At 45.9% G+C, this 11,415-nt stretch carries 11 protein-coding genes; 8 read left to right on the forward strand and 3 right to left on the reverse strand.

Annotated elements, in window-relative coordinates; genetic code table 11:
• The first annotated feature begins 72 nt into the window (after positions 1–72).
• A complete protein-coding gene (locus AC1XUF_RS09800) occupies positions 73–999 on the forward strand; it encodes a hydroxypyruvate isomerase family protein (protein WP_483341596.1) in 927 nt (308 codons plus the stop codon).
• 95 nt (positions 1,000–1,094) lie between these two features.
• Here AC1XUF_RS09800 and AC1XUF_RS09805 read toward each other — a convergent pair whose 3' ends face one another.
• Both AC1XUF_RS09805 and AC1XUF_RS09810 read right to left on the reverse strand, forming a co-directional pair.
• The gene (locus AC1XUF_RS09805; RefSeq protein WP_483341597.1) at positions 1,095–1,403 is read right to left on the reverse strand and encodes an isoamylase early set domain-containing protein; all 309 of its coding nucleotides are present in this window, start codon (positions 1,401–1,403) and stop codon (positions 1,095–1,097) included.
• A 148-nt stretch (positions 1,404–1,551) separates the two neighbouring features.
• On the reverse strand, positions 1,552–3,765 hold the full coding sequence (locus AC1XUF_RS09810) for a TonB-dependent receptor (protein WP_483341598.1): 2,214 nt from the start codon (positions 3,763–3,765) through the stop codon (positions 1,552–1,554).
• A 261-nt stretch (positions 3,766–4,026) separates the two neighbouring features.
• Here AC1XUF_RS09810 and AC1XUF_RS09815 point away from each other — a divergent pair, with 261 nt between their 5' ends.
• Positions 4,027–4,437, forward strand: a complete 411-nt coding sequence (locus AC1XUF_RS09815; RefSeq protein WP_483341599.1) for a DoxX family protein — start codon at positions 4,027–4,029, stop codon at positions 4,435–4,437.
• A 43-nt stretch (positions 4,438–4,480) separates the two neighbouring features.
• Here AC1XUF_RS09815 and AC1XUF_RS09820 read toward each other — a convergent pair whose 3' ends face one another.
• Entirely contained in the window at positions 4,481–5,452 is a 972-nt protein-coding gene (locus AC1XUF_RS09820; protein WP_483341600.1) for an aldo/keto reductase, read from the reverse strand.
• A 159-nt stretch (positions 5,453–5,611) separates the two neighbouring features.
• On the opposite strand from AC1XUF_RS09820, the gene AC1XUF_RS09825 reads away from it, so the two are divergent.
• From AC1XUF_RS09825 to AC1XUF_RS09850, 6 genes are all read left to right on the forward strand, one after another.
• Complete coding sequence (locus tag AC1XUF_RS09825; protein ID WP_483341601.1) at positions 5,612–6,376, forward strand: M23 family metallopeptidase; 765 nt, start codon at positions 5,612–5,614, stop codon at positions 6,374–6,376.
• A gap of 69 nt (positions 6,377–6,445) precedes the next feature.
• Positions 6,446–7,732 carry an aminotransferase class V-fold PLP-dependent enzyme gene (locus AC1XUF_RS09830; RefSeq protein WP_483341602.1) on the forward strand — a complete coding sequence of 429 codons (1,287 nt, stop codon included), beginning with the start codon at positions 6,446–6,448 and terminating at the stop codon, positions 7,730–7,732.
• Positions 7,733–7,926: 194 nt separating this feature from the next.
• Positions 7,927–8,535: a Cj0371 family chemotaxis-regulating polar lipoprotein gene (locus AC1XUF_RS09835; protein WP_483341603.1), complete on the forward strand. Its 609-nt coding sequence runs from the start codon at positions 7,927–7,929 to the stop codon at positions 8,533–8,535.
• 12 nt (positions 8,536–8,547) lie between these two features.
• Positions 8,548–9,720, forward strand: coding sequence for a glutathionylspermidine synthase family protein (locus AC1XUF_RS09840; RefSeq protein ID WP_483341604.1), 1,173 nt, complete (start codon positions 8,548–8,550; stop codon positions 9,718–9,720).
• A 246-nt stretch (positions 9,721–9,966) separates the two neighbouring features.
• On the forward strand, positions 9,967–10,299 hold the full coding sequence (locus AC1XUF_RS09845; RefSeq protein WP_483341605.1) for a hypothetical protein: 333 nt from the start codon (positions 9,967–9,969) through the stop codon (positions 10,297–10,299).
• 227 nt (positions 10,300–10,526) lie between these two features.
• The gene (locus AC1XUF_RS09850) at positions 10,527–11,165 is read left to right on the forward strand and encodes a GntR family transcriptional regulator (protein WP_483341606.1); all 639 of its coding nucleotides are present in this window, start codon (positions 10,527–10,529) and stop codon (positions 11,163–11,165) included.
• Positions 11,166–11,415: the final 250 nt, after the last annotated feature.

Here is an 11,415-nt window from a genome sequence, read left to right on the forward strand (position 1 = left end):
TGGAGCCACTTTTTGAGGTATATCAGGGTGCATTCCTCCTTTACATTTGAAACATAACTTTAAAAGAAAGACATGCTTCGCAGAAATTTTGTGAAATCTACTTTGGGGATTGCCGGAGCTGCTATGGCAGCCGGTGAGGCCTTTGCCGGACAGGCAGCTCCATTCGCTAAAAATCAGTTCAAGCTTAAATATGCACCGCACTTTGGCATGTTCCAGAATAAAGCCGGGAAGGACAATATCGACCAGCTGAAATTCATGGCGGATAATGGATTTATGGCATTGGAAGACAATGGTATGATGGGCAGGCCAGTGGAACAGCAGGAGGCGATTGCAAAAGAAATGACCCGCTTAGGAATGCAAATGGGCGTTTTTGTGGTAGACAAGGGAGGTAATGGAGCTAATACGCTGGCAGCAGGCAAGCAGGAATATGTTGACATTTTCCTGAATGGTTGTAAAAAGGCAGTAGAGGTTGCCAAACGTGTCAATGCCAAATGGATGACAGTCGTGCCGGGCAACTTTGAAAGAAGCCTGCCGATAGGGGTTCAAACCGGCAATGTCATTGATGCATTGCGCCGTGGAGCCGAAATCCTGGAACCACATGGATTGGTGATGGTTTTGGAGCCTTTGAGTGATTCGCCTGATTTATTTTTGAGGACTTCGGAGCAGACCTACGAAATCTGCCGGGCAGTGAACAGCAAGTCGTGCAAGATCCTGTATGATATCTACCATATGCAGAAAAACGAAGGCCGCCTGATCTACAATATTGAAAAAACATGGACTGAGATCGATTATTTCCAGATCGGCGATGAACCGGGCCGTAAAGAACCGACTACGGGGGAAATCAATTATAAAAACGTGTTCAAATACATTTACGAGCGCAGTAAAAAAGAAAACCGTTCTTTCATCATGGGTATGGAGCACGGCAATTCGAAATCGGGAGCGGAAGGAGAAGATGCCCTGATCAAGGCGTATGTGGAGAGCGATAGCTTTGTTGTTTAGCTGTTGGCTGCCAGCCATTAGCTTTCTTACTTTTTATAAAATTAAAAAAACCGACAAGTAGTGATTTACTTGTCGGTTTTTTAGCTAACAACCTATTAAAGTACTACCACCGAATTCTCGGTTGCAGCTACTCCTGCAGGCACGTATTTGTCTGCTTCCCAGTCGTTTTCCCACTTCTCGTCATCCAGGATGTAACGGAACTGGTATTCACCAGATGTAAGTTCCAGGCTCGTTTTGAAAGAGCCGTCTTTTTGTTTTTTTAATGCAATAGCTTCCTCAGGATTCCATCCGTTGAACTCTCCAACAAGGGCCACTTTCTTGGTTTCTGCTGCCGCTTCGGCAGGTACTGTGAAGGTAACTTTGTAAATAGATTTACTCTTTACAAATTGTTTTGTTAATGCCATAATCAAGTAGTGTTAATTAGTTGATGGCACGAAGATACAATCAATAATTATTCAAAGCAATGACTATCAGTGCTATAAACTATCAATGTCTTTGAATAATCATATAATAACGTTTTTTGACACTTTTTTGACATGTTAAAACAGGCTTTTACCGGAGGGTATATCTCAGTCCCAGAAAGCCCCTAAGTCCCTGATTGGGAGCGTAAACATACGACGGGTCAAAGGTCAGTCCGTATGGGTTATCCGGTGTCGGGATCACCTGTCCTTGTGCGTCGAACTTGACATTTTTATCAAAGGGATCGTTCGACCGGGCGATGGAATTGGCGGGCGGTGTGAAATTGAGCAGATTTTTGATGCCGCCATAAATCTCGAGACCGTTGCTGAATTTCTTGGTGATCTGAATGTTCTGTAACGACCATACCGGCGATATTCTGGCACGGGGATCAGTTTCGCTGAGCACCGGTAGACGCATGGGGCCGTACATATTGCCGGTGTAATCAAATGATACACCGGCCTTTTGTATTTCATAGCTAACAGACCAAACGCTTGTGAATTTCTCGGTCAGAACGGGCCGGAAGCGGACACCATTTTCTTTTTGGTAATTGTCCATAAATGTCCCTCCGGCAATGATTTTTAATGGGAATGGAAAATTAAAATCCAGGTTAAGGCTTATTCCTTTGGAAATGGCATAACCGTCGAGATTATCATAAATAATCTGATTCGGATTGGTATCGTAATCAGGGAGAATGCGATTAGTAAAGTAGGTATAGAATACGGAGGCGTCGAAGCCGATAAAGGAATTGCCCGTCACTATTTTTTTCACCAGGTTGATATTGGCATTCCAGCTTTGTTCGGGATTTAAAGCCTCTTTCAAGATCACCTGCCTCGATCCTGTTAAAGCAGCGTGATCTTCTGTAAACAAGTTCACAATTCGAAAGCCGCGTCCGATGTTCAATCTGACCACATCAGTCTGGTTGAATTTAAATTTATAAGCAAGCCGGGGGGTGAAAATGCTGCCGTGCCGGCTATTGTAATCGTATCTCGCGCCTAGCAGCAAAGCGTGCGGGCCCGATTTGATTTCGTCCTGAACAAAAAAGCCGGGGAGAAAGATTTTGTCAGGATGATCTTTGCCATCGATGTAGCGGGTGGCAGTAGTATTGTCATTGTAGAATGTGTAGCGGAATGGTGTACCAAAAAGCAGGTTGTGTTTCCCGATTTCCTTGTCCCAAAGCAATTGCGCAAAGGCGATTTTCTGGTCGGCAATAAAGGGGACGTGGCCGTAAACCGAATTCTGATCATGCGAACTGAAAGAATACTGGAGGGTAATTTTTTCGGAAACAGGCAACTGGTAATTTCCCAGGACTTCGAAACGCTTGGTATAAATGCTTTCGCCGTAAACCTGGTCGCCACCGCGGAAGGATTTGTTCCAGGTCATTTCGCCTCCCCAGCGATCTTCATAATAGTAGCGGGCTGCTATGTTGGCGTGACGGTCATTTTTTAGGTTAAAGGACCATTTGTTGAAAATGGAGATCCTGTTTTGCAGAGTAAGGTCGGTAAAGCCGTCGCCGTTGTGATCGACAGGGTTTTGATAATTGAAATAATTAACCCCCAGCAATGCGCTCGCATTCTCGCCAGCTGTGATTTTTATGCCAAGGTCTACATTATAATCCCGCCAGGTCGTACTGAAAGCATCGGCCGAAAATACCGGAGCTTTCGATGGGTTTTTCGTGATAATATTGATGAGGCCACCTACTGCCTCGGAGCCGTAAAGTGTGGATGCCGGCCCTTTTACGATTTCAACTCTTTCTATCAGGCTGTTCGGGATGCCGGAGAGCCCGTAAACCGTCGATAACCCGCTTACCATGGGCATGCCGTCGATCAGGACCATGGTGTAAGGACCTTCCAGGCCGTTGATATGGATATCGCCCGTGTTGCATACATTGCAATTGAGCTGCGGCCGTACGCCATTGACGTAGCTTAAACCTTCAAAGATGCTTGGGACTGGGTTTTTGTAAATGAATTTGGAGGTAATGATGTCCACAGGAACCGGACTGTCCAGTTTGGAAACTTCCTTCATCGTGCCGGTAATGACCACCTCGTTCAGTGAATTAGCCCCAGGTTTTAATGTAAAGTCTTTTGCCAGATTTTGTGCGATGCGGATATTTTTCTCAGTGACTGGGGGCATCGAAATGTAACTGATTTTTACCGTATATGTTCCCGTTGGAATGTTGGTGAGCCGGTAATTTCCGAGTGTGTCGGCCGTGGTGCCCGTTTTTAATTCGACAATGTAGACCGATGCGCCGAATGCAGTTTCAGTCTGGCTATCCAGGATTATCTTTCCAGACAATGTGTGCTGTGCCATAGATGGCATGGATAATGCACAGCAAATGAATAGTATGAGTGTCTTCATATGGGCCAGCTCAAAATGATTTTTAATTTGATCTTAAATATAATTTAGACAAACCTAAAAATATTACTCGATAAATAAAAATCACAAACTGTATGCCAGCTAAATTATTTTTGAGCTATTTTGATTTCCAAGGAAAATTTACGGTCATGATCAAACAAGACATTAAGTTTAGATGGATAAGGACCCATAATTAACAACCCAAAAAACATAGCGATGCTGAAGAAATTTTTGAAACCAATCAAACTGCCCGTAGCGGCGGACCTGGGAATCCTGATTTTGAGAGTGGGGATTTCTGCACTGATGATCACACATGGATACGCCAAGCTGACCAGCTTTTTGAGCGGCGACCATTCGTTTCCGGACCCGATTGGCCTTGGTCCGGAGGTTTCCTATATCCTTACGATTTTTGCGGAATTTGTTTGTTCAATACTGATGATGCTGGGGCTCGTCACGCGGGCCGCGTTGATCCCATTGCTGATTAATATGCTTGTGATCGTATTCATTGTGCACGGAGGGGACTCCTTTGACAAAAAGGAGCACGCTACTGCTTTCCTGATCACTTATCTGGCGCTGTTTCTGACTGGTCCGGGAAAGTTTTCGGTTGACAGCAGCTTGTACAGATAAGCAAAACACCCTGTTTCGATTCCGGAACAGGGTGTTTGATTTACTACTGGGACCATTCCGTTGGCTCACGGTCCCAGCGATGTGATTTCAGCGTTTCGACGACTTCCTGTGAAAGTGCCTGCCCATCGCTCACCGCGACATTGGATCTTACATGAGGCAATTTCCGCATTCCGGGAATCGTGGTATGCACATCAGGATTGTTCAATATAAATCGCAAAGCAAGTTCCGGCATGGTCATCCCCGCAGGTATATCTTTCCGCAATGCTTCGGCGTGGTCTACGCTGGAATGGAGGTTTTCGGGAACGAAGTAGGTAGACCGCCAGTCGTCGGCAGGGAAAACAGTTTCTTTGGTCAATGTGCCGGTCAATGTGCCTTCGTCGAAAGGGACCCGGGCAATCACCGCAATGTCCATCTCTTTGCAAAGAGGGAAAAGGTGATCTTCCGGAGCCTGATCGAAAATGTTATAAATAACCTGGACCGCGTCAATCAAACCCGTTTTGAGTGTTTGGAGAGAGTTGTCCGGCTCCCAGCGGTTGATACTGATCCCCCAGCTTTCCACTTTTCCTTCTTTGGTTAGTTTTTGAATGGCTTCCTTCCATTCGTCTTCCTGCGCCCAATGATCCTCCCAAACGTGGAATTGGAGCAGATCAATTTTTTCGGTACCCAGGTTTCTAAGGCTTTCTTCGGTATATTCCACAATGTAATCGGCCGGGAAAACATCTTTTAGTTTAAATTCAGGCTTGGAAGGCCAGATGCGGTTCTTGGGAGGGATTTTGGTGGCGGCATAGAGCTTGCGGTCGCTATATCTTTTGATCAGTTCTCCAAGGATCCTTTCGCTTAAACCTTCGCCATAACCCCAGGCTGTATCAAAGAAATTGACACCTGATTCTACCGCCAGGTTCAATGAGTCATCCGTTTCCTTGCGGTCGGAACCCGTCCAGCCTGCCAACCCCCACATACCGTAACCAATCTCGCTTACCTGCCAGTTTGTGCGTCCAAAACGACGATATTGCATCTTAAAAAAGTTTAGTGTTCCCGGTTTAAAGTATACGGTTGCAGCTTTTTAATGTTTAAGAAATACATTTGTAGAATTTTAATCTGTAAAGCCTCACGTTAACGTTCTTTAAAATCATTGGAAGTGAAAGAAAATGGCTGGATGTCAAAACTTTTGTTAATGACAGTGAAACGATTTGCCGGGGTTGTATTGATTGCCAGTATCTCCGGCTTGGTTGGTCAAAATGACCGTTCTCAAAAGATAGCCGAGTATTGTGCGACATTTCATCAGATACAGATGGATATCCGGGATGGTGCGATTACCCCTGATTCGGCAAGGAGTGCCTTCCGGGCCGTCATGATGGATTTTCGGGGCGCTTTTAAAAGAGATTCCTGTCCTGCCATTGACTCTTCCTATTTTGTATTTCCAATCAGATCTTACTCTCCCAGGGAAACCATTGGGGCAAAAGGCAAAGGTTACCGCGGAGAGGGCTTCGATCTTTTCGATATGAATGTCAGCGGAAGCCACCCCGCTCATGACCTGTTTGTGAGGGACAAAGACCAGGATAACCTCGACGACCGAACCTGGAAACCGATTGATGTGCTGGCTTTTACATCGGGAGTGGTGGTAGCGACCGAAACGGGCTGGAAATACGACAGCGAATTCAGGGGCGGGAACTGGATCTGGATTTACGATCCCTGCCTGGACGGACTCTTCTACTACGCACACAACAACATCGTGGAAGTGCAGCCGGGACAATGGGTGAATGCAGGCCACAAGATATCGGAAATGGGAAGGAGCGGTTATAATGCTTATATGAAGCGCTCGCCAACCCATTTGCACCTGATGTACCTTCAGCTCGACAGCTACGGCATGCCCGAGCCTTACAATACTTATGAGTGGCTACTCCAATCAACTTTGAGAGATGGCATTGAAAATCAATAATTGTGATTCCTGGTATATAATTAATAAATTGTAGCTCACTCAATTACTATTCCCCTTAAAACATTTTCTATGAACAACCGCCGGTCCTTTTTTAGAAAAAGCGCCGCCCTCGGCATGGGCGCATTTGGCATGAACAGCCTCTTCAACCAGCTGCACGCCGAGGATTTCCTCGAAGCGGAAAAATTATGGAATGCCGATAGTGAAGACAATGAAGATTACTGGTCGGTTATTCAGGATGCTTACACAGCGAGCAAGAGCGAAATCATTATTTTGAATAACGGGGGCGTATCACCTTCGCCTATCGTAGTCCAGCAGGCGCTTGATAAGTATAACAAAGCCGCTGCCCAGGGGCCATCCTATTATATGTGGCGTATTATGGATAAAGGCCGCGAGCCTTTGAGGCAAAGTCTGGCTAAGCTGGCCGGGTGCGACGCAGAAGAGATTGCAATCAACCGCAATGCGACCGAAGCATTGAATACCATTATTTTCGGTTTGCCGCTTCAAAAAGGTGACGAAGTCATAGGGACTATCCAGGATTACCCAAATATGATCCAGGCCTACAAGCAGCGTCAGATGCGCGAAGGGGTTGTTTACAAGCAACTATCCTTCGACTTTCCCATAGAAAACGACGAGCAAATTGTAAAGGCTTATGCGGATGCCATCACACCTAAAACAAAGATTATCCACGTCACGCATATCATCAACTGGGTGGGGCAGATCATGCCGGTGAAGAAGATCTGCCAGATGGCGCATAGCAAAGGCATCGAAGTAGTAGTGGACGGGGCCCATACCTTCGGGCTATTGGATTACAAAATCCCGGACCTGGAATGCGACTATTTCGGGACAAGCCTACACAAGTTCCTGAGCGCGCCGGTAGGTAGCGGGATGATGTGGGTCAGGAAAGACAAGATCGAGAAAATATGGCCGCTGCTTTGTAATGGCGAGCCCAAGAGTGCCAATATCCGAAAATTTGAAACATTGGGCACCCGTAGCTTTTGCATTGAGCAGGCAATCGGAGAAGCGGTTAATTTCCAGGAAGGGATAGGCTCAAAAAGAAAGCAGGAAAGGATTCATTACCTGAAAAAATACTGGGCAGAGAAGGCTGCGCAAATACCCGGCGTGAAAATCCATACGTCCTTAAAACCCGAATATTCGTGCGCAATTGCCGGGGTAAGTATCGACGGCATGAAACCCGAAGAGCTGGATGGCAGGTTAATGAAGGATTATCAGATCCATACCGTGGGCGTTAACTGGGAAAATATACATGTGGTGCGCGTTACGCCACATGTATATACCAAACTAAGCGACCTGGACAAGCTGGTTGGCGCTTTAGAAAAAATTGCCAAAAAGGCATAAGTGGTAATCTGGTCGTAAAAGGAAAGCATAACCTGTTCTGCGGGTTATGCTTTCTTTTTAAGGCACTGACTCAAAACCGTTTATAAAGCGGACGGATTTTAAATCAGTTAAAAAAGCCTTTCCAAAGAAAGCAATCCTGGTTTGCAATTAAAAGCGTTAGTTTTGGGGCAATCTCAGCATAAAAACCAAACAAAATGACGCGGATAAGAAAAGGGTCTTTTATAAAAAGTGTAAAAGATATCAGTATCGGTGGTGCGCTGGCTTTGGCGTTACTATCGGGCGTCGGTATGAGCAGCTGCTCATCCGACGAAGACGATGAAGCTTACAGTTACGAAGAAACAACCTATACCAAAGGAATTAGGTCGCACATCAGGGAAGTCAAACCAGGGGAGTTTCAAATTACAGACGAAGAAAACGTCGGGGCAGACAGCTCCATGGCCATTGTTACTTATCTCGACGGCCATGTGGACACCCTAAGCACATCGGCGGCCAAAGCATTGATCGACGAAGAAATCCGGACAAACCATGCATATATCGGCCATCACCATGGATTATCCAGCATGTTGCTTTATGGCGGGATCGGTTATATGCTGGGCCGTAATTCCAATAATGCGTATATGAATAATTATCGCACGGACCCCAATGTGAGCCGGGGCTTCTATAGCAATCCGGCTACCTACGAGCGCTCGCAAACTGCAGTCCGGCAGGTGAACGCCTCCCGTACCACGCGTACGGTCACTTCCCGCCCCAGCGGAGGCAGAAAAGGGTTCTTTGGGCGTTCATCGGGAAGAAGCGCGGGTTAACAGCAAACGGTCATGGTAAATTTAAAATCATTGCCCAATCCGCCCGAGCAGGCATTGCGGAATGCGGGATGGAGCTGGATGCTGGGCACCGATACGACCCCCTACGTGGTCAACGATATCGTGGAGATCAGTGAAGAGCAGGCAGCCTCCTATTACGAGGCTGCCAATACCCTTTATGATATGCTTGTAGAGGCTGGGCAGTATGTTATCGACAATCATTTGTTCAAAGACCTGGGTATTCCAGATAATCTGGTTGAGCTCATCCGGTTATCATGGGAAAACGAGGAACATGTGCATTTATATGGTCGGTTCGACCTAGCCGGCGGGTTCGGCGGCGAGGCCGTAAAACTGATCGAGTTTAATGCGGATACAGCAACCTGCCTGCCCGAAACCGCCGTAGTGCAATGGGCACATCTTCGGATGAATGGGTTGGACGATGCGCAGCAGTTCAACTCCCTATATGAGAGCCTCGTTAATCAGTTCAGCTTTATCCGTGAGGCCAATAGTGACCTCAATCCTTCGATATTGTTCTCAACGATGCGCGGTTATCCAGAAGACGATACCAATGTGGCGTTGCTGGCAGAAGCCGCAAAAGAGGCAGGTTTTGATACCGAATTTGCGTTCATTGATGACGTAGAGTTCTCCAACGGCGATGGCATCTTCTTCCAAGATCCGGAAACCGGCCATTTCGTCCGCTTCGATTTCTGGTTTAAACTCGTGCCCTGGGAGTATATTGGGTTTGATGAGCCCGAGCTTGCCGGAATGTTGACGGAAATTGTCAGGAATCGTAAAGCGCTGATCCTTAACCCCGCTTACACGCTTCTTTTTCAGTCAAAATACATCCTCAAAATCCTCTGGGACTTGTATCCTTACCATCCGCTTCTACTCCAGACAGAAAGGTACGCCTTGCCTCATAAAAAGTCGGTTAGCAAAGTGTTGTTCGGGAGAGAGGGGGCCAATGTATCCATTCTGGAAAAAGGGGGCGAAATAGCGCATTCGGTAGAAGGAGAGTATGAAGGTCAGAAACGTATTTACCAGGAATACGTGGCTTTCCCGACCGATTCAACAGGAAATTCCTACCAGGCCGGCGTTTTTTATGCGGGCGAGGCTTGTGGGCTGGGGTTTCGCAGGGGCGGTAAGATATTGGACAACACGGCACAGTTTGTCGGCCATCTGATTACCTGAGTGCGATTTGCCTGTCTTCTTAGCCAGGATGTTGAGGGAATTATTTTTCCGAAAGTCATCAGAAAATGACCGCATGCTAACATAATCAACCGTTAGCTAAACTTAATGAGAAAAAATCGTTTTCAGAGGGCATGTTTGTACTGTTTACGTTTTGCTGATGCTGGTATGAATTTTTTGTAAACAAATTCGATTCCAAACCCAGCTCGGCATTTAATCGATTCCGACATTCTTAAACAAAAACCCGTTATGATACACGAGAAAATTTTCCAGCTAAAAAGTGGCAGAGAGGTAAAAGTAATTGTGAAAGGTATCTTCCTGCACGACAGTCCGCAGTTCAGCACAGAGTATGAAATCCTGATCAAGGAGCCAAAGGAAAAATATTTCCGCACTCCCATTGGGGTGAACCATCCCCAGTATTGGAAAATGAAACGTTCCAGTACCAACCAGGCCAAAATGTTGATGCTCGAATACAGTGGCGTTTCACAACGGCAAGTCAATCAGGCATTATCCGAATTCAACCGGATCATCAGCTATCATCCTGCACAGATAGGATTGCATTATGAAAGCGAATTACTCTAATATCATTGAGGCGGCCAGTGACATTTGGCGTCTTTTCTGTTAACAGCACAGCACACCAACGACCGGGCGAAAGAACCAGACTGTAGCAATCAGTTCTTCTTTTGCCCGGTCTTTTTTTGTAACCGGTCATTTTTTAGGGAGTTCTCTGCTCGTACTATATTATAATTATTTCCTATCTTTATAACATATTTGGTTTACAGGATTTTTGATTATTGTTTACATAAAAAATGAAAGAAGACTCTCTGTCGAATAAAGCCTACGCGGAATTACGAAGGAAAATACTCTCCAATCAGCTTACCTCAGGAACCAGGTTAAAAGAGGATGAATGGTCGAAAAAACTGGATGCGAACCGGATGGCCATCAGGGAAGCATTGACGAGGCTACTGGGCGAGCAACTGATCGTGCAGGGCGAGAAAGGTGGTTTTTTTGTAAAAACCCTTACAATCGAGGATAGTCACAAAATCCGGGAGCTTCGCGAGATTCTGGAAGTAGGCGCCCTCAGGCTGCTTATCCAGAAAATTGAGGAACCCCAGATCGAAGAGCTGGAAAGGATCTGCGACGATTTTACTTCTATGGTAGAAAGGGGCTATTTCGGCGGAGCTTGTGAGGCGGATGTCAAATTTCACGAAACAATTATAGAAAGTGCTGGTAATGAAAAGCTTGTAGATCTTTACAAGGCGAGTAACATCCCGCTATTCCACCAGAAGTTAGGTAAAACCCAGACCCATATGGATGATTACGAGCTTACTGATCTGGAACATAGGGAAATCGTAGCGGGAATTAAGGCGAAAGACATCAAAAGAGCAGAGGAGGCTTTGATGAAACACCTGATACGTGGGGAAGTAGCATCTATGGATCTTGTCTGACAACATTGCCATTTCGGACGATTTTTAACATCAGAGCATATCATTATATACGAGCCGGTTTCAGCGTCCTGAAATCGGCTTATTTTGTTTGGTAGCCCACCAAATATCATTTCGCTGCTTTGCCGACCGGCATGACACACTTTCGCATCATTCCCTTTTTGCCGTAAATAATTTCATAGAAGTTGTTTTGAATAATTTTTTGCAAATTTTTTTGTTGACAAAAAAATAATATATTTGTTGACATAAATAC

It is taken from the genome of Dyadobacter sp. HNCC25DJ185 (genome assembly GCF_056895195.1).